Annotated in this window: 19 protein-coding genes; 13 read left to right on the forward strand and 6 right to left on the reverse strand. The window is 70.5% G+C overall.

The window, feature by feature from the left end; translation table 11 throughout:
- The first annotated feature begins 81 nt into the window (after positions 1-81).
- The 8 genes from OH802_RS01115 (at position 82) to OH802_RS01150 (ending at position 9,778) form a co-directional block, all read left to right on the forward strand.
- Positions 82-1,794: a S8 family peptidase gene (locus OH802_RS01115; protein WP_406024319.1), complete on the forward strand. Its 1,713-nt coding sequence runs from the start codon at positions 82-84 to the stop codon at positions 1,792-1,794.
- Positions 1,795-1,972: 178 nt separating this feature from the next.
- The gene (gene pnuC / locus OH802_RS01120; RefSeq protein ID WP_406024321.1) at positions 1,973-2,596 is read left to right on the forward strand and encodes a nicotinamide riboside transporter PnuC; all 624 of its coding nucleotides are present in this window, start codon (positions 1,973-1,975) and stop codon (positions 2,594-2,596) included.
- Positions 2,589-3,638 (forward strand): AAA family ATPase, encoded by a 1,050-nt coding sequence (locus tag OH802_RS01125; protein ID WP_406024323.1) that lies wholly within the window; start codon positions 2,589-2,591, stop codon positions 3,636-3,638. Before pnuC ends, OH802_RS01125 begins: the two co-directional genes overlap by 8 nt.
- A 79-nt stretch (positions 3,639-3,717) precedes the next feature.
- Positions 3,718-5,283, forward strand: a complete 1,566-nt coding sequence (locus OH802_RS01130; protein ID WP_406024325.1) for a hypothetical protein — start codon at positions 3,718-3,720, stop codon at positions 5,281-5,283.
- Complete coding sequence (locus tag OH802_RS01135; protein ID WP_406024327.1) at positions 5,280-5,951, forward strand: hypothetical protein; 672 nt, start codon at positions 5,280-5,282, stop codon at positions 5,949-5,951. The genes OH802_RS01130 and OH802_RS01135 overlap by 4 nt, the downstream gene beginning before the upstream one ends.
- Positions 5,948-7,795, forward strand: a complete 1,848-nt coding sequence (locus OH802_RS01140; RefSeq protein WP_406024329.1) for a hypothetical protein — start codon at positions 5,948-5,950, stop codon at positions 7,793-7,795. The genes OH802_RS01135 and OH802_RS01140 overlap by 4 nt, the downstream gene beginning before the upstream one ends.
- Positions 7,788-8,414: a hypothetical protein gene (locus OH802_RS01145; protein WP_406024331.1), complete on the forward strand. Its 627-nt coding sequence runs from the start codon at positions 7,788-7,790 to the stop codon at positions 8,412-8,414. The genes OH802_RS01140 and OH802_RS01145 overlap by 8 nt, the downstream gene beginning before the upstream one ends.
- Before the next feature lie 2 nt (positions 8,415-8,416).
- On the forward strand, positions 8,417-9,778 hold the full coding sequence (locus OH802_RS01150; RefSeq protein WP_406024333.1) for a hypothetical protein: 1,362 nt from the start codon (positions 8,417-8,419) through the stop codon (positions 9,776-9,778).
- On the opposite strand, the gene OH802_RS01155 is transcribed toward OH802_RS01150, so the two are convergent.
- Positions 9,765-11,774: a beta-galactosidase gene (locus OH802_RS01155; RefSeq protein ID WP_406024335.1), complete on the reverse strand. Its 2,010-nt coding sequence runs from the start codon at positions 11,772-11,774 to the stop codon at positions 9,765-9,767. The two genes, OH802_RS01150 and OH802_RS01155, sit on opposite strands and share 14 nt — an antisense overlap.
- On the reverse strand, positions 11,771-12,418 hold the full coding sequence (gene pdxH, locus OH802_RS01160; protein WP_406024337.1) for a pyridoxamine 5'-phosphate oxidase: 648 nt from the start codon (positions 12,416-12,418) through the stop codon (positions 11,771-11,773). The genes OH802_RS01155 and pdxH overlap by 4 nt, the downstream gene beginning before the upstream one ends.
- A 69-nt stretch (positions 12,419-12,487) precedes the next feature.
- Between pdxH and OH802_RS01165 the strand changes: the two genes are divergently transcribed.
- Complete coding sequence (locus OH802_RS01165; RefSeq protein ID WP_406024338.1) at positions 12,488-13,591, forward strand: citrate synthase 2; 1,104 nt, start codon at positions 12,488-12,490, stop codon at positions 13,589-13,591.
- A gap of 69 nt (positions 13,592-13,660) precedes the next feature.
- On the opposite strand, the gene OH802_RS01170 is transcribed toward OH802_RS01165, so the two are convergent.
- The gene (locus tag OH802_RS01170; protein WP_406024340.1) at positions 13,661-14,140 is read right to left on the reverse strand and encodes a GNAT family N-acetyltransferase; all 480 of its coding nucleotides are present in this window, start codon (positions 14,138-14,140) and stop codon (positions 13,661-13,663) included.
- 43 nt (positions 14,141-14,183) lie between these two features.
- On the opposite strand from OH802_RS01170, the gene serC reads away from it, so the two are divergent.
- The gene (gene serC, locus OH802_RS01175) at positions 14,184-15,299 is read left to right on the forward strand and encodes a phosphoserine transaminase (RefSeq protein ID WP_406024342.1); all 1,116 of its coding nucleotides are present in this window, start codon (positions 14,184-14,186) and stop codon (positions 15,297-15,299) included.
- Between the two features lie 38 nt (positions 15,300-15,337).
- On the opposite strand, the gene OH802_RS01180 is transcribed toward serC, so the two are convergent.
- Both OH802_RS01180 and OH802_RS01185 read right to left on the reverse strand, forming a co-directional pair.
- A complete protein-coding gene (locus OH802_RS01180; protein WP_406024344.1) occupies positions 15,338-16,294 on the reverse strand; it encodes a hypothetical protein in 957 nt (318 codons plus the stop codon).
- Between the two features lie 10 nt (positions 16,295-16,304).
- The gene (locus OH802_RS01185) at positions 16,305-17,516 is read right to left on the reverse strand and encodes a class I SAM-dependent methyltransferase (protein WP_406024346.1); all 1,212 of its coding nucleotides are present in this window, start codon (positions 17,514-17,516) and stop codon (positions 16,305-16,307) included.
- A 256-nt stretch (positions 17,517-17,772) separates the two neighbouring features.
- Here OH802_RS01185 and OH802_RS01190 point away from each other — a divergent pair, with 256 nt between their 5' ends.
- Positions 17,773-18,144 carry a DUF4267 domain-containing protein gene (locus OH802_RS01190; protein ID WP_406024348.1) on the forward strand — a complete coding sequence of 124 codons (372 nt, stop codon included), beginning with the start codon at positions 17,773-17,775 and terminating at the stop codon, positions 18,142-18,144.
- 12 nt (positions 18,145-18,156) lie between these two features.
- Here OH802_RS01190 and OH802_RS01195 read toward each other — a convergent pair whose 3' ends face one another.
- A complete protein-coding gene (locus tag OH802_RS01195; RefSeq protein WP_406024350.1) occupies positions 18,157-20,955 on the reverse strand; it encodes an FAD-binding and (Fe-S)-binding domain-containing protein in 2,799 nt (932 codons plus the stop codon).
- A gap of 151 nt (positions 20,956-21,106) precedes the next feature.
- Between OH802_RS01195 and OH802_RS01200 the strand changes: the two genes are divergently transcribed.
- Both OH802_RS01200 and OH802_RS01205 read left to right on the forward strand, forming a co-directional pair.
- Positions 21,107-22,465: an MFS transporter gene (locus OH802_RS01200; RefSeq protein ID WP_406024352.1), complete on the forward strand. Its 1,359-nt coding sequence runs from the start codon at positions 21,107-21,109 to the stop codon at positions 22,463-22,465.
- A gap of 17 nt (positions 22,466-22,482) precedes the next feature.
- Positions 22,483-23,442: an ornithine cyclodeaminase family protein gene (locus tag OH802_RS01205; protein WP_406024354.1), complete on the forward strand. Its 960-nt coding sequence runs from the start codon at positions 22,483-22,485 to the stop codon at positions 23,440-23,442.
- Positions 23,443-23,499: the final 57 nt, after the last annotated feature.

Genomic DNA, 23,499 nt, shown 5'->3' on the forward strand with positions numbered 1-23,499 from the left:
GGGCCCACTGTCGGGCCGACAAGGGCCATGACAGCGGTGGTCCCGACAATCTCGACCACCGAATCCAGGAATGGAGACAGCATGCGTAGGTTGTTGACAGGCGCGGCCGCAGTCGCGCTGGGGGTCACCGGCACCCTCGTCATGGCGAACTCGGGCAACGCCACCTCTGACCAGGAGGTCCGCTATGTCGTGGCATATGCCGAGGGATCCTCGGCCGCCAGCGCCCGTGCCGCGGTGAAGGCCGCGGGGGGCGAGATCATCTCGGAGAACAGTGCCATCGGAGTCGCGACGGTGACCGCCGGTGAGGGATTCGCCGAGGCGGCCAACGCCTCGAAGGCCCTCGTCGGCGCGGCCCAGGACAGGATCGTGGGCGCCACGACCCCTGACGCGGCCAGCAAGGCCCGCAAGCAGGAGGTGTCGAAGGTCGAGACCGAGTTCCGCAGCGGCACCAAGGGCACCGGGCCCAAGGCGCCGAAGCCCAAGGGCAAGACCGAGCCGCTCTCCGGTCTGCAGTGGGACATGAAGCAGATCGACGCCCCGGCGGCCAACAAGACCGAGCGCGGCAAGGGTGTCCGCGTCGGAATCCTGGACACCGGTGTCGACGGGTCGCACCCCGACATCGCGCCCAACTTCGACGCGAGGCTCAGCCGCAACTTCACCACCGACATCCCGGTCGACGCCAACGGCGCCGTGGTCGACGGTCCGTGTGAGGACGAGCCCGACGCGTCCTGCAGCGACGCGGCCGACGTCGACGAGAACGGCCACGGCACCCACGTCGCCTCGACCATCGCCTCGCCGGTCAACGGCATCGGCATCTCCGGCGTCGCCCCGCAGGCCGACATCGTCAACCTGCGCGCCGGCCAGGACTCCGGCTACTTCTTCCTGCAGCCGTCGGTCGACGCGCTGACCTACGCCGGCCGCAACGGCATCGACGTGGTCAACATGAGCTACTACGTCGACCCGTGGCTGTTCAACTGCACCAACCACCCGGCCGACTCGGCCGCGGACCAGGCCGAGCAGGTCACGATCATCACCGCGATGCAGCGTGCCCTCGACTACGCCCACGCCCGTGGCGTCACCCTCGTCGCCGCCGCCGGCAACCAGGCGATCGACTACACCAAGCCGCAGACCGACGCGAGCAGCCCCGACTACGCCAGCGAGCCCGGCGAGGCCGCCTACGTCCGTGACCTGCTCGACCCGGAGTCGTGCGTCTCGATGCCCACCGAGGGCAACGGGGTCATCGCGGTCAGCTCCACCGGTCCGTCCGAGCGCAAGTCCTACTACTCCAGCTACGGCGACGGCTTCGTCGACGTCGCGGCGCCTGGTGGGGATGCGTACGACACCGCCGACGGGACGCGCGACTACGCCGCCACCATCCTGGCCGCCTACCCGTATGACCTGGGTGTGGCCGAGGGCGCGATCGACCCGGCGACCGGCGAGGTCCTGGTGCCGTGGGCGGTCTCGGACTGCTCCAGCGGTGAGTGCTCCTACTACCAGTACCTGCAGGGCACCTCGATGGCCTCCCCGCACGCTGCTGGTGTGGCCGCGCTGATCGTCGGCGAGTACGGCAGCCGGGACTTCTCCGGCAAGACCCTCTCGCCCAAGAAGGTCGAGAAGATCCTGCTCAAGTCGGCCACCGACAAGGCCTGCCCCGTCCCGGCGGACTTCACCTACGTACGCCACCTGCCCAACGGCACGACGGCGACCTCGACCCACACCTGTGAGGGTGGCGAGGCCCCGAACGGCTTCTACGGCGCTGGCATCGTGAACGCGAAGGCTGCGGTCAGCCACTGAGGTGCGCAGGGATACCCGGTTAACCGGCCCTACTAATTTCTGGGGCCCTGCACTTCTCTGGCATTGCAACACCTGAGAAGTGCAGGCTTCACCGGTTAACCGGGGATTCCTACCGCCCCGAAGGGCCCGGATGCTCAACCCGAGCATCCGGGCCCTTCGCGTCCCATAGGGTTCGGCCATGCAGAGTTGGTTGGTGGCGCACTGGGTCGAGATCGCGGGGGTCGTCACCGGGGCGGCGTGCGTGATCCTGGCGGCGCGGCGGAGCATGTGGACGTATCCGATCGGGATCGCGAACACCGCGCTCTATCTGGTCGTCTTCGCCGAGAGCGCGCTCTACGCCGACGCGGCGCTGCAGATCATGTTCATGGTGCTCTCGGTGACCGGCTGGGTCGACTGGGCCATGGCCCGGCGACGGGAGTCGGAGGCGCACCTGCGCCGTGACGAGGCGTTCGTCGGGGTCGCCTCGGCGCGCACGCTGCTGCTCCTCGCGCTGGGGTTCGTGGTGGCGCTGGCGGCGATCGCGTACGTCCTGTTCGCCTTCACCGACTCGACGACCGAGGTTCCCGACGCCACGGTGACCGCGGGCAGCGTGATCGCGCAGATCATGCTCAACCGCCGCTGGTGGCAGTGCTGGCTGGTCTGGCTGGCCGTCGACGTCGTCTCCGTCGGTCTGTACGCCTACAAGGGACTGTGGCCGACCGCCGTGCTCTACCTCGGCTTCTGCGTGATCGTCCTGGTCGCGCTGCGGGACTGGCGCCGGGTGCTGGTCGGCCAGCGCGAGCCGGAGGTCGCGGGTGTCTGAGCCGTTCCTATCTGAGAAGGCATACGGCCACGGTCTGGTCCTCGGGAAATTCTACCCGTTCCACGCCGGCCACCAGGCCCTCATCCGCGCGGCCCTGCGGGCATGTGACCGAGTCACCGTCGAGCTCCTCGGCTCGCAGGTGGAGACCATCCCGCTCGAGGTGCGCGCGGAGTGGCTGCGCGAGGAGCACCCGACCGCCCACGTGGTCGCCGCGATGGACGAGGCCCGGGTCGACTTCGACGACCCGGCTGCCTGGGACGAGCACATGGTCGTCATCTCCGAGCTGCTCCCGGCCCCGGTCGACGCGGTCTTCTCCTCCGACGCCTACGGCGAGGAGCTCGCCCGGCGCCTGGACGCGACGTGGGTCCAGGTCGATCCCGGCCGGGTGTTCAACCCCGTCTCCGGCACCGCCGTACGCCCCGACCTGACCGAGCACTGGGCCGAGCTGCCGGCTCCGGTCCGTGCCTGGCTCACCGAGCGGGTCGTGGTGCTCGGCGCGGAGTCGACCGGGACCACGACGCTGGCCGAGAGACTCGCCGCCGACCTGGGCACCCACTGCGTCCCGGAGTACGGCCGGCTCTGGTCCGAGATCCGCCCCGGCGGCCTGTTCACCCCCTGGCGCAGCGACGAGTTCGACCTCATCGTCGACCGGCAGATCGGCTGGGAGGACGCTGCCCGCAGACGGGTGCCGAAGCCGGTCCTGGTCTGCGACACCGACGTACTGGCGACGACGCTGTGGCACGAGCGCTACGTCGGCCCGACCCCCGACCACCTCCTCGAGCGCGCCGCCGCGCACCGGCCGGTCGCGTACGTCCTGACCGGGGACGAGATCCCGTTCGTGCAGGATGGGATGCGCGACGGCGAGCACGTCCGGCACGGGATGCAGGAGCGGTTCCGAGAGGTGCTGGCCGAGCAGCCGGTGCCTTGGATCGAGGTCAGCGGAAGCGTGGAGGATCGTCTCGCTGCCACCAAAGAGTTCCTCGAGCCCTTGCTCGGGCGAAGCAACCGGATCGGTCCGTCATTGGAGGAGCTGGGTAGATGAGCGAGCGTCAGCGAGCGACCAACAAGTCCTTCATCGGGCCGCGTCCGTATTCTGGCGCTTGCGCTACGGAGGTGGCCCGATGAGTGACCGCTGGCAGAAGACTTCGGCGTCGCCGACCGTGCCGCACGTCCAGCACGGAGGACCGCGCGACGGGCTCACCGCCGCCGACCTCTTCAGGTCCCCGGACGAGACCGTCGAGCTGGACGAGAAGCTGCGGCGTACGTATTTCTGGCTGGTCAACAAGGCGGTGATCTCGCCGTTCTACGACGTCGAGTTCGACGCCGCGAAGGCCAATCGCTTCCCGTTGGGCGATGCGGGCGCGGAGATCACGCTGCCGACCCAGCCGGCCTACTCCTCGAACGTGCTGCTGCCGCTGCTCACCTTCGCGGTGGGCGGGAAGTGTCTGATGATCGGCGGGCCCGGCCGCGGCAAGACGACGCTCGCGGTGCTGATGGGTGTGCTGTCCGGGGCGACCCCGGAGGACGTGCGCCGCCACCTGCAGCAGGGACAGCCGCAGCTGACCGTGTCGGACCTGGTCGGGTTGCCGCTGCCGCGCGACCTCGTCGCCGCGGGGTCGCTGGCGGAGATCACGATCGCCTGGAAGTCGTGGCTGACCCAACGCGTCAAGATCGTCGACGAGTACAACCGCATCCCCACCAAGACCCAGTCGGCGCTGCTCACGATGGTCGCCGAGGGTTATGTGGAGAGCCACGACCAGCTGCGCCGTACGGCGCCGGACGAGGGCGTCGAGAGCTGGTTCTTCACCGCCAACGACGACTCCGGCGGCGGCACCTTCCAGGTCATCCAGGCACTCAAGGACCGGCTCGACGTCACCGTGCAGGCGTTCGGCTTCAACGGCCGCTTCTTCGACGAGCTGGTCACCCGGGTCGAGGCCGGTGAGCGGCCGGAGGAGCACGTGCCGTCCTCCCTCGTCTTCTCCTCCGACGAGCAGTCGACGATGCTGGCGGCCATCCGGGCGGTGCCGCTGCCCGCGGACGTACGCCGGAAGCTGGAGTACTTCACCGGGCAGTTCGAGTTCGTGCAGCACGGCGGGCGGCGGTTCGAGTACCGCACCAAGGACGTCGTCGCGACCGCCGGCGGGGACGTGAGCGCGGTCATCGACGCCAACTCCGGCGCCGACCTGGTCGTCGACCTCGGCGCGCAGACCCTGAACGGCCTCTCCGTGCGGGCGCTGCAGACCCTGATCCTGTACGCCAAGGCGTCGGCCTGGTTCCGCGGCGCCTCGTCCGTCGGGCTCGACGACGTGCGCGCCATGGTGCCGTTCGTGCTCCGCGGGAAGCTGCTGCCCAACCCGCAGCACCCGCGCTTCGAGGCCGGCGACAAGGAGCTCGCCCACGACCCGGCCTCCTGGCTCGTCGACCTCTTCGACACCGCGATGAAGCAGTTCGTCGCACTCGGCCTCGACGCTGCCGATCCCGTCGGGGACCTGCTCGCCGAGCTCGGGGGCGGGCTGGACGGGCTCGACCGGCTGACGGTTTCGCAGCGGCTGACCCGGATCGAGTCCGAGGTCGGCCGGATCTCCAAGGTCGGCAAGATCTACGGCCGCGACTACGACGACCTGGTCGCGCTGAAGTACCTCCACCAGCGCTACTCCAACTACCTCCACTGGCTGGAGGGTTCATGATCCGGCGTCCTGGGCACTCGGTGAACGCCTCGGTGGCTCGGCAGTCGGGCGGGTTGCCTGCGGTCACCGGGCTCGACCTGGAGCTGGCCGTCGCCAACGTTGCCCGCTGGGGCGGGGACACCGGGCTCTTCGGCGCCTCCCTGGCGGCCGGGCTGGCCGCGGGTTCGCGCGTGCGCGAGACCGCAGCGGTCCAGGAGCTGGCCGCCGTCGCCGCCTGGCGCGCGGGAGTCATCGGCCTGCGCAAGGACGCCCTCAGAGCGGCGTCGTCCTGTCTCGACGCCGGGCTCGCGGACGCGGTCGGCGCGACGCTCGGGATGCCGGGTGCCGACGTGGCCGGATTCGTCGAGGGGCAGCGTACGGACCGGTTCTTCTGGCCCGCCTGGCAGCGCCTCGGCCGCGCCTATCTGATCGCGAGGATCGGCGGTTTCGCCGGGCTCGGCGGACCCTGGCTGGCGCACCCGGGCGACGTCATCGCGGCTGGTGAGGGACGGTGGCTGGTGGAGGTCGGCGAGGAGCTGTGGGAGGTGGACGCCGACCTGTTCGGCCACTCGGTCTCGCAGGCCGCCGACGACCCGGCCAGCACCGGCGACCCTGTCGGCACCGCCGGCGTCCGGGTGGTCAGCGTGCCCACGTCCTACCTGCTCGAGGTCGTGCGGGAGGCCGCGTGAGGGCACCGACCGCGGCCGAGCGCGAGGCCTGGGAGGCGGCCCTCGACCTGTGGGGCGTGGACCTCCATGACCCGGTCGTGCACGTCCGTTCCGACGAGGGCAGCTTCGCCTGGTTCGGGTTTCCACCGGAAGTCAACGTCGACCCCGGCGAGCTCGCCCGACACGGCGGAGAAGGCCATCTGACCAGCGTCTTCGCGCACGAGATCGGCCACCACGTGCTCTCCCCGAGCACCCGGGTCGACTCGCTGAAGATACGTCAGCAGATGGCGCGGGTGATCGATCTCTACGACCGGCAGCACCGCCTCGATCTGGTCGCCGCGAGCGGGTTCTGCGCCAACCTGTGGTCCGACATGCTGATCAACGACCGGGTGATGCAGCTGCAGCGCGCTCGGCTCGCCCCGGACGAGACCCCCGACATGGTGCAGCTCACCCGGGCCCTCGCCGCGCCTTCGCTGGCCAAGGGTCGGCGCGGCGCGGAGGACAACGAGCTGTGGTGGGTGGTGCAGCGGGCGTACGAGCTCCTCTGGCGGCTCCCCGAAGGCTCCCTGGCTTGGCCCGAGCCGCCGACACGGTGGAAGACGGACTACGAGCAACAGCTCCGCAACGCCCGGCGCCGCCTGCACGGCTCGAAGTCGAAGCAGCGGAACGAGGCCTACCAGGCCAAACGGGAGGTCACCGAGCTCGAGTACGACCCGCGAGCGGGCCTCGACCCGGCTCACGACGCGACGACGGTGGCCGACGTGGTGCGTACGCTCGCCGCCGACCCGGTCAGCGGGGCCGTGCCCTGGGCGATGGTGATGGCGCCCTACCTGCTGCTGGGCTTCAAGAGCAGCGGGTGCCACGAGGACTCGCCGGGTGCGCCCAGCGCGGCCGAGCTCGCCGGTGCGATCGGCGACCTACGGCTGCAGAAGCCGTTGGTGCACCCAGACGACACCGAGGTCGTCCTCGCGGACGGCGACGCCGCGGCCGCCTCCGACGGCAGCGGGCAGGCGCTCGGGCTGGCCCGGACGCTGGAGCTCATGGCCGGCGCCGACCCCAACGCGGTGATGGCTGCCTGGTACGAGGCCGAGGCCCGCCCGCACGTCGCACCCCTGGTGCAGCGCGGGCTCGCTCCCGCCGGGCCCGCGATCCCCGGTCCTCTGGAGGAGTGGGAGCTCGGCGACGATCTGGCCGAGCTGGACTGGCCGGCGACGCTGACCACGGGCGCGGTCTTCGTGCCGGGGGTGACCACGCGGCGGCGTACGTTCATCGCGGACGAGCCCGAGCCGACGTACGAGCCGGTCCTGCTCGATCTCTACCTCGACTCCTCGGGGTCGATGACGAACCCGCAGCGCGGTTCGGCCGCGATCGTCGCCGGGACGATCCTGTCGCTCTCGGTGCTGCGCGGCGGCGGGCGGGTGCGGGTCACCTCGTGGAGCTCCGCCGGGCAGGTCGCCGGCGACAGCGCCTACACGCGCGACCGGGTCGAGATCATGCGCCAGCTGACCACCTACTTCGGCGGCGGCACGACCTTCCCGCTCGATCTGCTCCGTGTCCGCTATCCCGAGAACCAACGGCCGACCGAGGGACAGCGCCACCTCGTGGTGCTCTCCGATGCCGGGCTCGACACGTTCCTGGGCCGCGGCCAGGAGGAGTACGCCGACGTGGCCCCCGCTGTGCGGCGCGTGATCGACACCGGGTCACTGATGATCATCGGACACTGGCGCGGGCAGGCCCGCGAGCAGGCCGAGCGGCTCGGCTACGACGTCGCCGAGATCCCGGACGTGATGCAGGCGCCTGCGGCATGCGCGGCGCTCGCCGCCCGGATCGCCGGCTACAACCCAGAAGGAGCAGCCCATGGCTGACGAGGAGCTGTTCGAGGCCTGGCTCGACGAGGAGCTCGATCTCGACGCCGCCTGGAACGGGCTGGCGCCGGGACCGTCGGTCGACGAGGTGATGGCCCGGATCTCGACCACGCCGTCGTGGTTCCTCGACGACGCCGTCGACATCGTGGCGCTGACCGGGGACGTGCTCGACACTTCCGACGGGCGGTTCATCGCGGCTGCCCGGAGGGTGGCCGCGACCGGGAAGGCAGTCGCGCGCCAGGGAGCCGGGGTCGTCCTGTGGCTGGTCGCCTCGCAGGAGCTGGCGGGGCCGTTCTCGGCCGAGCTGCGCGAGGACCGGTTCGACCGGGCACTGGTGACGCTGTCGCTGCGCCTGGCCGCGGTCGTCGAACCGCAACGCTGGGTCGAGGAGGCCGAGCGCCGCGAGGAGGCGGCGCGGACCTTCCTGCTCTGGAACGGGCAACTGCCGGCTCGCGAGGACGAGCGCAACGCTCGCGCGCTGTTGTCACGCCTCGACTCCGCCGCCCGCGCCGAGGCGCTAGAACGGGCCCGGCGCGACCGGGAGCACCGCTCCGAGATCCGGCGGCGCCTGGAGGACGCGCGAGCGCGTGAGGCCGCCAGCCGCTACAGCCCGGAGTGACCGTGAGCGAGACACAGGACCCGCTTGACCTGGCCGAATACACCCCGATGGCCTCGGCCGCCCTCACCGACGCCGAGCGCTGGCCGGGTCTCTCGGCTGCCGGCGAAGCTCGCCTGGCCGCGGCGGACGGCCATCCCGCGGCGCCCGTCTGGCGACACCGGGTCGGCCACCGGCTCACTCCGGCCGAGCAGGAGGCGGCCCGGTCACAGCTTCCGCTCGCGGGCTGGCTGGAGCAGCACCTGGCGGTGGCGCGGTCCCTGCCTGCGTACCGTCGGCATCGGGGGACGCTCGACACCCTCAGCGAGTTTCCGCTGATCAACCGGCAGAACCTGGTCGAGGACATCGGCGGGTTCGTGCCGCTGGACGCCGACTACGGACGGATGCTGCACGGCACCTCCTCGGGGAGCACCGGGGCCGCGCTGGTCATGCCGGACGATCCCGACGAGCTGGCCCGCGGGTTCCACTGGCTGCGCGATCTGGTCGCCGGCCTGACCGGCGGCTGGGCGCCGGACCCGGCTCGTTTCGCCGTGGTGCAGGTCGTGTGGCAGCGCCAGGCGTTCACGTACGTCTCGGTCGCTCCCGGCTTCGGCGAGAGCCTGGTCGCGCGGGTGAACCTGCACCCCGGCGAGTGGCCTCTCGAGAGCCAGCGGGCGTTCCTGCGCGACGCCGACCCGCAGGTGGTCTCCGGCCACCCCACGTCGCTTGAGCATCTCCTCGACCTCCGCGACGTCGTACGCCCGATCGCGATCATCTCCTCCGCGATGGCGTTGAGCGCGACGCTGCGCGCCGACCTGGAGCGGACCTTCGAGTGCCCCGTGATCGACGTCTACGGGCTGCACGAGACCCGGCCGGTGGCGGTCAGCACCGCCGGCGGCCCGTTCGTCGTCGCCGACCGCCGAGTGCACGTCGAGATCCTCGGTCCCGACGGCTCCGCGCTCCCCGAGGGCGAGATCGGCGAGATCGTCGTCACCGCAGGTGAGAACGCCTTTCTCCCCCTGGCCCGCTACCGCACCGGCGACACCGGCCGCCTGGTTCGCGTCGACGGCAGGCTCGCGATCGATGCCCTCGAAGGGCGCGAGGCCACCGTCTTCACCACCCCGGCCGGCACCCTCGTCCCCTGCGTCGACCTCACCCAGCATCTCCAGGACGCGGGCGCCCGTGGCTGGTCGGTGGAGCAGGCCGCCGACGGCACCGTCGTCGCAACCATCGCAGGCGGCGACGCCGCCGCGGTCGCCGCGCGCCTCGGCACCATGCTCGCCCGCGACGTCACCGTCCGCCGCGTCGACACCCTCGCCGACCTGGGCGAAGGCAAGCCCCGCCGCTACCGGTCGGCTGTCCCTCGAGGTGTCGTCACCTCTCCCTGATGACCGCCACCTGACCCGCACGGACCAGGTGCGGTCCGCCCTCGTTGCCGGAGAGCAGGTCGGTCCCACGGACGGGGACGATGACCGCTTCGTGGGTGTGGTTGATGACGAAGACGTACGTCCCCTGCTCACCGACCCGCCGGATCGCCTCGACGCCCTCGGGCAGGCCCCCGACGACCGGCTTGGTCGAGGTGAAGATCTGGGTGGCCAGGGTGTCGAGGGCGTCGGGGGTGAGCTCGGTGCCGACGTACCAGGCCGTGCCCTTGCCGACGCGTCTGCGCGTGACGGCCGGATCGCCGGCGCAGTCGCCGGTGGCGTACGCAGCCACGACATCGGCCCCGACGGCGCGGCCGCGCTCGCTCCAGATCGCACCGGAGCCGTAGGCGGTCAGCGGGATCTCGTCGCCCTCGGGAAGCGGGCAGAACTCCTCGATCCGCACGCCGAGAAGATCGGACAGCGCGCCCGGGTAGCCGCCCAGCCGGATGTGGTCGTGCTCGTCGACGATCCCGGTGAAGTAGGTGGCGACCAGGGTGCCGCCCGCCTCGATGAAGGCGCTGAGCCGGTCGACGGTCTCGTCGGCGAGCAGGTACTGGACGGGCAGCACCACCACGTCGTAGCCCTCGAGCGGGTCGGTCACCCCCACGATGTCGACGCCGAGGTTGCGTGCCCAGCAGGCCTTGTGCCAGGCCCGGGCGGTCGCCATCGGATCGACGTCGACCGACGGGTGCGAGTCGAAGGTCGCCGCCCACCACGAGTCCCAGTCGAAGACGATCGCGACGCTCGCCTGCTCCACCCGGGTGCCGGCGACCTCCGCGATCGCGGAGAGATCCGCCCCGAGGCGTACGACATCTCGCCAGAGCCGGCTCTCGGTGCCGGCGTGCGGGACCATCGCGGAGTGGAACTTCTCCGCGCCACCGCGCGAGGCACGCCACTGGAAGAACAGGGCACCGTCCGCGCCACGCGCGACGTGCTGGAAGGAGTTGCGGCGCATCTCGCCGGCGGTCTTGGCGAGGTTGCGCGGCTGCCAGTTGACCGCGGAGGTGGAGTGTTCCATCAGCAGCCACGGTTCACCGTGGGCCAGCGAGCGGGTCAGGTCGGCGGTCATGGCGAGCTGCGGGGTGCGGTCCTCGTCGGCGGCGGCGAGGTAGTGGTCGTTGGAGACGAGGTCCCCGACGTCGACCCAGCTGCGGTAGTCGAGCGACTTGCGGAAGCCCATGAAGTTGGTGGTCAGGGGCTTGTCGGAGTGCGCCTGCACCGCCGCCGCCTCGACCCGGTAGATGTCGCGGATCTCGTCGGAGCAGAACCGCCACCAGTCCAGCTGCTGCCCGGGGTTGGCGAAGTTGCCGTAGGAGACCTGTCGCGGCGGCCCGATCTGCTCCCAGCTGGTGTAGCGCTGGCTCCAGAAGGCCGTCGCCCACGCGTCGTTGAGCTTCTCGACCGACCCGTGACGCTCCTGCAGCCAGCGCCGGAAAGCCACCGCGCTGGCATCGCAGAAGCAGTGGTCGTTGTGGCAGCCGTACTCGTTGTTGACGTGCCACATCACCACCGCCGGGTGGTCGTCGTAGCGCTTGACCAGCTCGGTGATGAGGGTCGTGGCGGCGTCGCGGTAGGCGGTCGACGAGGGACAGTACGCCTGACGCGCGCCGAACGCGCGCGGGTTGCCGATCTGGTCGACGAGCGTCGCCTCCGGGTGGCGCTCGAGGAACCACGGCGGCGGGCTCGCGGTCGCGGTCGCCAGGTCAACGGCGATCCCGCCGGCATGCAGCTTGTCGAGCACCCGGTCGAGCCAGTCGAAGTCGTACGTCCCGGGCTCGGGCTCGAGCAGGGCCCAGGAGAAGATCCCCACGCTGACCAGGTTGACCCCGGCCTCCCGCATGAGGCGTACGTCCTCGTCCCAGACCTCCTCCCGCCACTGCTCCGGGTTGTAGTCGGCGCCGTAGGCGAACCGTCCGCCCAGGGCCTGGGTGACCCGCTCCATCCCGGTCGGACCCGTCACGGGGCCAGCCGCTCGGTGCGCCACTTGTCGCCATCGCGCAGGTAGACGAGCCGGTCGTGCATCCGCCCCGGCCGCCCCTGCCAGAACTCCACCCGCTCCGGCTCGACCCTGTAGCCGCCCCACTCCTCGGGCACCGGGACCGGCTGGCCCTCGAACTGCGCCTCGATCCGAACGTATGCCGCCTCCAGCTCCTCGCGCCCGGCGACGACCCGGCTCTGGTGGGAGGCGTGCGCACCGAGCTGGGAGCCGCGCGGGCGCTGGGAGAAGTAGGCCCCGACGTCTTCTGGGGAGAGCTCGTGGGCGAGCCCGTCGATGCGTACCTGCCTCTCCAGCGGGTGCCACGGGAAGAGCACCGCGCAGCGCGGGTTGTGCGCGAGGTCGGAACCTTTGCGGGAGGCGGTGTTGGTGAAGAACGTGAAGCCCTCGGTCGAGAAGCCCTTCAGCAGCACGGTCCGCGACGAGGGCGCGCCGTCCGCCGAGACGGTCGAGACCACCATCGCGTTGGGCTCGACGATGCCGGCGTCCCGAGCCTCGGCGTACCACCTCTCGAACATCAGGAACGGGTCGCTCGCGAGGTCGTCCTCGTGCAGCCCGCTGCGGGTGTAGTTCTCTCGTGCTGCCGCCAGCTCAGCCGCCAGATCCATGCCGTCGAGCCTATCTTCTGGGCGGGTGGGGCAGAATGCGGAACGACACTAGGAGAATGGGAGACGGCAGTGAGCCAGGTACAGCACGGTCTCGAGGGCGTCGTGGCCTTCGAGACCCAGATCGCGGAGCCCGACAAAGAGGGATCGGCACTTCGCTACCGCGGGGTCGACATCGAGGACATCGTCGGCCGAGTGCCGTTCGAGAACGTCTGGGGCCTGCTGATCGACGGCTCCTACGGCCCCGGCCTGCCGCCCGCGGAGGCCTACAACCTGCCGGTGCACACCGGTGACGTGCGCGTCGACGTCCAGGCCGCCATCCCCATGCTCGCGCCCGCCTTCGGGTTCGGGCAGACCTACGACATCTCCGACGAGCAGGCCCGCGAAGACCTCGCCCGCGTGGCCGTCATGGTCCTCTCGTACGCCGGCCAGTCGGCCCGCGACATCCACCTGCCGATCGTGCCGCAGCGCGAGGTCGACAAGGGCAAGACCCTCGCCGAGCGCTTCCTGATCCGCTGGCGAGGCGAGGCCGACCCCGCCCACGCCCACGCGATCGACGCCTACTGGTCCTCGGCCGCCGAGCACGGCATGAACGCCTCCACCTTCACCGCTCGGGTGATCACCTCCACCGGCGCAGACGTGGCCGCGGCCTTCTCCGGCGCGATCGGCGCGATGAGCGGGCCCCTGCACGGTGGCGCGCCCTCACGCGTGCTCGGCATGATCGAGGACGTCGAGAAGTCGGGCGACGCCTCCGGTTATGTGAAGGGGCTGCTCGACTCCGGCGAGCGGCTGATGGGCTTCGGCCACCGTGTCTACCGCGCCGAGGACCCGCGTGCGCGCGTCCTGCGCCGCACCGCCCGCGAGCTCAACGCGCCCCGCTTCGAGGTCGCCGAGGCTCTGGAGAAGGCCGCGCTCGAGGAGCTTCGCGCCCGGCGCCCCGACCGCGTCCTGGAGACCAACGTCGAGTTCTGGGCGGCCATCGTCCTCGACTTCGCCCAGATCCCGGCCAACATGTTCACCTCGATGTTCACCTGCGCCCGCACCGGTGGCTGGTCCGCCCACATCCTGGAGCAGAAGAAGACCGGGCGCCTGATTCGCCCGAGCGCCATCTACACCGGCCCCTCCCCCCGCCCCGCCGACGCGGTCGAGGGCTGGAACGCCGACTGGGCGAAGTAGACACCTCTCACTCACGGAACCGACCGGCTTCAGCCGGTCGGTTCCTGCGTTGTGGGGGTCGGCAGAGGGTCAGCCGTCGAGGCGCTTGGCCATGCAGACCACGAGGTCGTCGTCCTTGTAGAAGCCGAAGGGCTCGACGTCGACATAGCCCTTGGCAGCGTAGAGACCGATGGCCTCGTGCTGGAGGCCGCCGGTGGTGAGGACCATGGCCTCGAAGCCGGCGCTGAGGGCCGAGGCCTCGACGTGGGCGAGCATCCGCTTGGCTAGCCCTTGGCCCTGGGCCTCCGGCACGACGTACATCCGCTTGATCTCGGCGGTCACCACGGTCCCTAGGGCGGGCTCGCCGGAGCGTCGCCAGGCGCCGGAGGCGACCGGGACGTCGTCGAGGTAGCCCAGGAAGTATGCGCCCACGGGCAGCTCGAACATCTCCGGCACGGTCGGGTCGTAGTCGGGTTCGCCGTAGCGTTCGACGTAGAACTCCTGGACCCGGTCGACCAGCTTCTGAGCATCAGGGTGGTCGTACGCGACCCGGCGAATCTCAACAGACACGTCGGTATTCTGGCCGATGCCCGCAACTTGCGAGAATGGGTTTATGACGCTGCAGATCCCCGCCGACCTCCTGCCCGCCGACGGACGTTTCGGGTCCGGGCCGTCCAAGGTGCCCGCCGGCCGCCTGGAGGCGCTCGCCGCGACCGGGGTGTCGGTGATGGGGACCTCTCACCGGCAGCAGCCGGTGAAGGATCTCGTCCGCCGCGTGCAGACCGGGCTGGCCGACCTGTTCTCGCTGCCGGAGGGCTACGAGGTCGTCATCGGCAACGGTGGCTCAGTGGCGTTCTTCGACCTGGTGACGTACGCCCTGGTGCGCGAGCGCAGCCAGCACGCCGTCTTCGGAGCGTTCGGCAAGAAGTTCCTCTCCGCGGCCAAGGCGGCCCCATGGCTGGCCGACCCGTCGGTGATCTCGGCCGACCCGGGGTCGCTGGCCGCGCCGGCGTACGAGTACGACGTCGATGTCTACGCCTGGACACATAACGAGACCTCGACGGGTGTGATGGCACCGGTCGTACGTCCGGCCGGCGCGGGCCCGGACCAGCTCACCATCGTCGACGCGACCTCGGCCGCCGGCGGGCTGCCGCTCGAGGTGACCCAGAGCGACGTCTACTACTTCGCGCCGCAGAAGTCGTTCGCCTCCGACGGCGGTCTGTGGCTGACCCTGCTCTCCCCCGCCGCGATCGCGCGGGCCGAGGAGATCGCGGCGAGCGGCCGGCACATCCCGTCGTTCTTCTCGCTGACCGAGGCGATCAAACAGTCCCGCAGCGCGCAGACCGTCAACACCCCGGCCGTCGCGACGCTCTTCCTGATGGCCGAGCAGCTCGACTGGATGAACTCCTCCGGCGGGCTGGACGCGATGGTCGCCCGCACCACCGCTTCCTCCGACGCTCTCTACGCGTGGGCCGAGAAGGCGCCGTACGTCCGTCCGTTCGTCGAGGACCCCACCCACCGCTCCCTCGTGGTCGGCACCGTCGAGCTCGACGCCGGCATCGACAAGGACGAACTGCGCCGCGTGCTCGCCGAGAACGGCGTCGTCGACCTCGACGCCTACCGCGGCGTCGGCACCAACCAGCTCCGGATCGCGATGTACCCCTCCGTCGACGCCGCCGACATCGAGGCCCTCACCGCCTGCATCGACTGGGTCGTCGACCGCCTCTGATTCGCCGAGTCGGCTCGTCATGACGAGCCGACTCGGCGTCAGCTGCGCTTGCGGAAGATGAAGTACGCAGCGACGGCGAGCGCCACCAGGGCGATCGGGCCGGCGGAACCACCGTCGTCGCCACCCTTGTCTCCGCCGCCATCCTCAGCCGTCGGCTCGTCTGCGTCCGGGGTCGGGTCGGCGGTCGGGGACGGCTTGTCGCCGAGCACCTCACCGACCAGCTCGGGGTCGACCCTGATCACCTCGGCGCGGATGCCTTCGCTGGTCACGACCACCTCGCCCTGCGAGGTGACGCCGATGGCCTCACCCTGCTCCTGGTCAGGGGTCCGGAAGGAGCCCACTCGGTCCATCGAGGGCCAGGCGTAGATGGTGGCGGAGTAGTAGCCGCGTACGACCAGGTGCTTGCCGTCGGGGAAGAAGGCGCCGTCGGTGGCCATCGGGATGACCGGGGCGACCTCCTTCAATCGGTTGGGGCTGTCGGGGTCGAGCTGCTTCGGCACGGCGTAGAGCCGCCCGCCTCCCCAGTCCTTCGTGGCGACGAAGACGCGGCCGTCGGGGTGGGCCAGCAGGGACTCGGCGTTGTGCGGCCCGTCGGGGTAGACCAGCTCGTAGACGGTCGGCGAGACCGTGCGCTCGCCTCGCCCGACACGTACCTTCGCGATCCTGATCGAGTCCCAGACGCTGTTGTTGTCGCCGATGTCGCCGACCCAGACGTGGTTGTCGCCGGCAGGAGCGAGACCTTCGACGTCGACCGGGTCGGCAGCCCAGTGGGTCACCCCGATCGTGTCACCGCTCGAGTCGACGGTGAAGACGCGGCCGCTGTCCCCGGAGTCGTTGGTGGTGGCGTACAGACCCTTGCCGAGCGGCGTCAGCGCGCTGGCCTCGCTGATCGTCGGGTCGGAGAAGGCGAAGAGCACGTCGTCACCCGCGGCGCTCGCGGGCACGGCCGAGATCAGCACCAGCCCGAGTGCGCCCGCGGCGACGACCGCCTTCATCGCTCGGATCTCATCGCTCCGCGAGCAGCTCGCCGAGCTTCGGACGTACGCCCCACTCGGCCACGAGCTCGTCGTACTCCTTCTTCACCGAACCGCCCTTGACCGGCGAGCCGGTGCGGATCGCGCGGAGCATGGTGTTGCGCGGGGTGTGCTGGCTCTCCACGAACTGCACGACCTCGACGCGGTAGCCGGACAGGCGCAGCAGGCTGGCGCGCAGGGCGTCGGTCAGCGTGTCGGCGAAGCGCTCGCGGAGGATGCCGTGACGGGTGAGCATGGAGTAGGGCGCCGGAGTCGGGGCCTTGCGCAGCTGGGCGGCGATGTCGTGGTGGCAGCACGGCGCGGCCAGCACCAGCGGCGCCTCCCACTCGATCGCCCGGGCGAGGGCGTCGTCGGTGGCGGTGTCGCAGGCGTGCAGAGCGAGCACCACGTCGGGCTTCTCGTCGAGCTGTACGCCCTCGATCGTCCCGGCCACGAACTCGGCGTGCACTCCCAGTTCGTCAGCGATCTTCGAGTTGTGCTCGCGCGACTGCTCCTTGACGTCGACGCCAGTGACGACGACGGGCAGCTCGCGGACCTCGGTGAGGTAGCGCTGGGCGGCGAAGGTCAGGTAGCCGTTGCCGGCACCCAGGTCGATGATCCGCAGCGGTTCCTCGGCGGTGGGCGTGCGGACCTTGCCGGACTTCATCGCGTCGGTCAGGGCGGCGTCGAGCTGGCGCAGAAACTCCTCGACCTGGCGGTACTTCGCCTGGCGCGACGGCTTCAGCTTTCCGTCCTTGTCCGAGAGACCGAGCACTCGGAAGACCGGGTCGGACTCCGGCAGCAGTCGCTCTTTTGCCTGGTCATGACCGCGTTCGGCCTCGACCGGAGCCGTGAGCTCCGTGGTCGAGACGAGTGCCGTCGTCGGCGACTTAGCCTGGATCTGGGTCTGCTCGGTCGCGGTCGTCACGACCCAGTTCGCGAACGGTACGTCGAGCAGATCGTCCAGCGCGGTCGGGTCACCCACCGGGTGGTTCGCGGTGAACGCCTGGGTCGCGTCGTACGTCGTGATCTGCAGGTGTCGTCCGGCCTTCAGGTCGACGTAGCGGATCTCGGCGCGACGCCACTTCGGCGCGCTGCCACGCTGCTTGCCGGACGCGACCGCCTTGACCAGCTGGTCGGGATCGAGGATCACCGAACGCATCCGGTTCAGCGCCCGCAACAGCGGTTCGGACTCCCTGCTCAACTCAGCACCCCAGCAATGACGACCACCAGCAGAAGGGCGACCAGCGCGCCGGGAATGATCATTCGGCGGTAACGCGGGTTCACCGCTTCAGTCTAGGCGCGGCCCGGGCGCCAACACCCATCGCCGCAGCCGTCTCACGCGGCAAGCAGGCCGATGATCCGGGCCGCCGCAGCAAAGATCTAGCAGCGCTAGACGTAACTGGCTCCGTGATCTAGCATTGCTAGAAAATCTTGCACAGATAATCAGAGGAGCAGAGATGCTGTACACCATCGGAATGGTCCTGATCTGGATCGTCGCCCTGGGGATCATCTACGTCGGCGTGATGTACCTACTGAGGAACGAGGCCAACGCGGCCGGCTTCGGCCTGCCGGTCCTGCCCGCCGCCGAGGCCCGCGCCTGGTGGCAGCTCAAGGGCGTACGCGACATCGCCAGCGGCCTCGTCCTGATCCCGCTGATCTTCGTGGAACCCGACGCCGTGCCCTGGGTGGTCCTCGTCGAGGCCATGATCCCGGTCGGCGACATGCTCGTGATTCTCGGCAACCGAGGGAGCAAGGCGCGCGCCTTCGGGGTCCACGGACTCACCGCGGCCGTGATGCTCGTCGCCGTGGCGCTGCTCTGGCTGGGTTGATCCAGCCCGCCCTCAGACGCGTGACGCGAAGAGCTCGGCGAGGTGCATGGTCGGCACCGAGGCGAGGTCGTCGAGCTGGACGCGGCACGACATCCCGTCGGCCAGGATGACAGCGTCGGGGTGGGACCGGACAGCCGGGAGCAGGTGGGTCTCCGCGACCGCGACCGACACCTCGTAGTGCCCCTCCTCGACCCCGAAGTTGCCGGCCAAGCCGCAGCAGCCGGAGACCCGGGTGACCTTCGCCCCGGCCTGCGTCAGCAGCGCCTCGTCGTCGACCCAGCCCAGGACGGCGTGCTGGTGGCAGTGCGGCTGAGCGACGACCTCGACGCCGGTCAGGTCGGGCAGCGTCGCCCGCCCCTCGCCCACCAGCCGCTTCACCAGCTCGGCGAAGGTGAGCATCCCGTCACGTACGACCTCGGCCTCGGGCAGCGCCGAGAGCTCCACCGAGTCCGACCGCAGCGTCGCGGTGCACGACGGCTCCAGGCCGACGACGGGGACGCCGGAGGCGACATAGGGGGCGAGCGTACGCACGGTCTTCTCCATGATCTTCCGCGCGTCATCGAGCTGGCCGGTCGTGATCCAGGTGAGCCCGCAGCAGGCCTTCTCGCCGATCACGCGGACGGTCAGGCCCTGCGACTCGAGCCAGGCGATCGCGCCGTGGCCGGACTGGGCGAAGAAGTGGTCGGTGAAGGAGTCGGCCCAGATCCACACGTCCGGGGTCTCGGGGAGCTTCGCGGTCGGCGCCGACCGCTTCAGCGTCTTCGGTGCGAAGGCGGGGATCGAGCGCCGCTGGTCGATGCCGGCGGTCTTCTTGGCGATCTTGGCGAGCGGCGAGATCTTCAGCGACGCGTTGGCTATCTGAGTGAACGGCGCCGCGAGCCGTGCCCACTTCGGGAGCTGCCCGAGAAGAGCGTGCGACCGCGGCCGCCGCTCGCCGAGGACGTCGTGCTTCTGGTAGAGCGCCTCGGACTTGTACGTCGCCATGTCGATGCCCGTAGGGCAGTCGGAGGCACACCCCTTGCAGGCCAGGCACAGGTCGAGCGCCTCGCTCACCGCGGGGTCGCCGAGCCCACCGACGAGCGACCCGTCGAGCGCCTCCTGCAGCACCCGCGCACGCCCACGAGTGGCGTCCTTCTCCTCGCGGGTCGCGAGGTAGGAGGGGCACATCACTCCGGCGGTCTTCGGGGCCACGCACTTGCCGACGCCGGTGCAGCGGTGCACGGCAGCACCCAGGTCACCGGAGTCGTGGATCAGCCGCAGGCCGGTCCGAGGAAGGGTACGGGGTCGCACCGGACGCAGGTCGTCGGTGATCGACGCGGGCCGCACGATGTTGCCCGGGTTGAGCAGCTCCGAGGGGTCACAGATGCCCTTGACCTGCTCGAAGAGATCGATGGAGGTGGAGTCGTACATGATGGGCAACAGCTCCGAGCGCACCCGCCCGTCACCGTGCTCGCCCGACAGCGAGCCGCCGTAGGTCACCAGCTGCGTCGCGCACGCGGTCATGAACTCCCGGAACACCTGGGCCGACTCCGGCGCGTCCGGCGCGAACGGAAAGTCGATGCGGCAGTGGATGCAGCCGTCGCCGAAGTGGCCGTAGGGATAGCCGTGCAGCCCGAAGTCCGAAAGGATCCCCTCGAAGTCGCGCAGCCAGGCACCGAGGTGCTCCGGCGGGACCGCGGCATCCTCCCAGCCGGAGTGGGCCGGCGTGGGCAGCGAGACCCCGGCCAGCCCGGCACCGTCCTCGCGGATCCGCCACAGCGCGGCCGCCTCGAGGGGATCGACGACCACCCGCGACTCGAGCGCGCCCGACTCCGCCGCGATACGTTTCACCAGGTCAGGAGCGTCCTGTCCGGCGACCTCGACCATCAGCCAGCCGGCCCCCTTGGGCAGGTCCGGCACCGAGCGGCCCTTGGCCCGCACCAGGTCGGCGATCCGGGCGTCCATCCCCTCGCACGCGATCAGCCGCCCCGGCGCCACCTGCAGGAGCGCAGGCACCGCGTCGGCGGCCTCCGCCATCGTCGGGTAGCCGAGCACCAGCAGCAGCCGCCCGGGCGAGTCCTCGACGAGCCGCACGGTCGTCTCCAGGACGGTCGCCAGGGTGCCCTCGGTGCCGGCCAGGAACCGGTCGACCCGACCGCCCTTCTCGGGCAGCAGGTGCTCGAGCGAGTAGCCCGAGACCTGGCGCCCGAACCGGCCGAACTCGGTCCGTACGTGCCCGAGGTTGGCACCGACGAGCGCCTGGAGCCGCTCCGCGGTCTCCCCGGAAGAGACACCATCGGCGTACGTCGCCTGCTCGCCGTTGCCGAAGAGGACGGTCAGCGCCTCGATGTTGTCGACCGTGCGGCCGTAGCCCAGCGCACGGTTTCCGCATGCGTTGTTGCCGATCATCCCGCCGATGGTGCAGCGGGTGTGGGTGGACGGGTCGGGCCCGAACCGCAGCCCGTGCGGGGCCGCCGCCCGCTGCAGGTCGGCGTGCACGACGCCCGGGTCGATCCGCGCGGTGCGCGCCTCCGGGTCGATCTCGTAGATGGTCCGCAGGTCGCGCGTGTCCACGATGATCCCGGACCCGACGGCGTTGCCGGCGATCGAGGTGCCCGCACCTCGCATCGTCACCGGCGCCCCGGCCGAGCGGGACACCGCGTGCACCGCGAGCAGCTCGTCGCGGGACTGCGGCCGTACGACGACGGAGGGCACGACCCGGTAGAGGCTCGCGTCGCTGGAGTAGAGCGCCCGGGCCAGCGGCGAGTCGTCGACCCGGCTGATCCCCTGGTTGCGCAGCTCATTCGCCAGATCCGAGGCAGTCGCATTCACCCGCTCATTGTCACAGACCGTCACGTCATCACCGTCCAGCGCCCACCACCGGTGACCACAACCCGAACCCGTCTCAGTGAGCGATATTCGACTCTCATATAATGGGACGGCCCGCGAGAGCGCGGGAACTTCCAGACCTCGGAGAGAGACCATGTCCGCCACCCCCGCACCGGCCAACCCGCGCTCGCGCGTGCTCGTCGCCAGTCTCATCGGGACGACGATCGAGTTCTACGACTTCTACGCGTACGCAACCGCGGCCGTCCTCGTCTTCCCCGCCCTCTTCTTCCCGGCCGGCGACCCGACCACCGCGCTCCTGGCGAGCTTCGCGGTCTTCGGCGCCGCGATGGTCGCCCGCCCCATCGGCGCGATCTTCTTCGGCCACCTCGGCGACCGGCTCGGCCGCAAGACGACCCTGGTCATCTCGCTGCTCACCATGGGCATCGCGACCTTCCTGATCGGTGCGCTCCCGACGTACGAGACCGTCGGCTGGGTCGCGACCGCGCTGCTCGTGCTGATGCGCCTGGCCCAGGGCTTCGCGCTCGGCGGCGAGTGGAGCGGTGCCGCGCTGGTCGCGACCGAGAACGCCCCCGAGGGCAAGCGCGCGATCTTCGGTACGTTCCCGCAACTCGGCGCGCCGCTGGGCTTCATCCTCTCCAACGGTCTGTTCCTGGCGATCGCGGCGCTGCTCTCCGCCGAGGGCGCCGACCCGACCAAGCCCTCCGACGCCTTCCTGGCGTGGGGCTGGCGGGTGCCGTTCCTCTTCTCCGCGGTCATGGTCATCGTCGGTCTCTGGGTCCGGCTGCGCCTGGTCGAGAGCGACGTGTTCACCAAGAGCCAGGACGCCGGCCTGGTCCGCAAGGTCCCGCTCGCCTCGGTCGTGCGCAACCAGGGCAAGCAGCTGGTCCTCGGCACCTTCTTCATGCTGGCGACGTACGTGCTCTTCTACCTGATGACCGCGTTCTCGCTGTCGTTCGGCACCGCCGCCAAGGACCTCCCCGTGCCTGGCCTGGGCTACGGCTACACGACCTTCGTGCTGATGCTGATCTTCGGCGTGATCTTCTTCGGCATCTTCACCATGGTCTCCGGGCCGCTGGCCGAGCGCTACGGCCGCCGTCGTCTGCTGATCGCGGTCACCCTCGGGATCATCGTCTTCGGCCTGGCCTGGGTGCCGCTGGTCAACGCCGGAACCGTCGGCGTGCTCCTCTGGCTGGTCCTCGGCTTCTCCCTGATGGGCCTCACCTTCGGGCCGATGGGCGCGCTGCTGCCGGAGCTGTTCCCGACCAGCGTGCGCTACACCGGCTCCGGCATCTCCTACAACGTCGCCTCGATCCTCGGCGCCGCGGTCGCGCCGTTCATCGCGGTCGCGCTGTGGAAGCAGGCCGACGGCTCGCCGGTCCTGGTCGGCGTCTACCTCTCCGTGATGGCCGTGATCACCCTGATCTCGCTGGTCATCGGCAAGGAGACCAAGGACGTGGCGCTCGAGGAGACCTCGGAGAAGGCCACCGCCTGAGGGACTAGCGTGGCGGGGTGACCGTCAGGATCCTCTCCGCCACAGACGTACGCAGCATCTTCACACCCAGTCTCGCGCTGGAGTCCCAGCGCGAGGCGTTCACCCGGCTGGGAGCCGGGGAGGCCGTCCAGCCTCCCCGGCTCCTCGTGCCTGGACCGGACGAGTCGGTCTCGTTCTGCTACTCCTCCCGGATCGCCCCCGACGCTCCCGCGGTGAGCAAGTTCGGCAGCGTCAACCCGGCCAACGCCGCCCGTGGGCTGGGTGCCGTGCACTCGGTCATCACGGTCCTCGACGCCGAGACCGGCGCACCGCGCGCGATCATCAACGGCGACAGCGTCACCGGCCTGCGCACCTCTGCCGCGACCACCCTCGCCATGCAGCAGGTCGCTTCCGACGCCCGGAACGTGCTCGTCGTCGGCACCGGCGCCCAGGCCCGAGCCCACCTCGACGCCTTCGCCGTCACGCATCCCAACGCCGAGTTCTGGATCTTCGGCCGCAACACCGCCGCGGCCGAGGAGATCGCCCTCCATAACGGCGCTCGCGCCGCCCACGACCTTCCCCAAGCGGTACGCCGGGCCGACATCGTCGTCCTCTGCACCTCGTCCCTCACCCCGGTGATCGAGGACGCCTGGGTCACCGACGGCACCACCGTGGCTAGCGTCGGCTCCTTCGCCCCCGACCGCGTCGAGATGCCGCCGTCGCTGCTGTCACGCTCCACGGTCGTCGTCGACTACCGCCCCTCGGCGCTGACCGACTCCGGCCCCCTCGTCGAGGCGGTGGCCTCGGGTTCGGTCGACCCGGACCAGATCACCGACCTGGGCTCGCTCCTGACCGGCAACGCCGCCCTCGACCGCAGCCCGGCGGACGTCCTCACCTACCTCTCGGTAGGCGTAGGCGTCCAAGACGCAGCCGCCGCCGAGGTAATCCTGACCACAGCCGAAAAGCAGAACGTAGGCACCCGGACCGCCCTGGACTGACCCGCGAGACGTCAGTTCTTGGCATCGACAAGTCGATTTTCGACGTCGACAAGTCGA

The organism is Nocardioides sp. NBC_00850 (assembly GCF_045207335.1).
Classification (GTDB): domain Bacteria; phylum Actinomycetota; class Actinomycetes; order Propionibacteriales; family Nocardioidaceae; genus Nocardioides.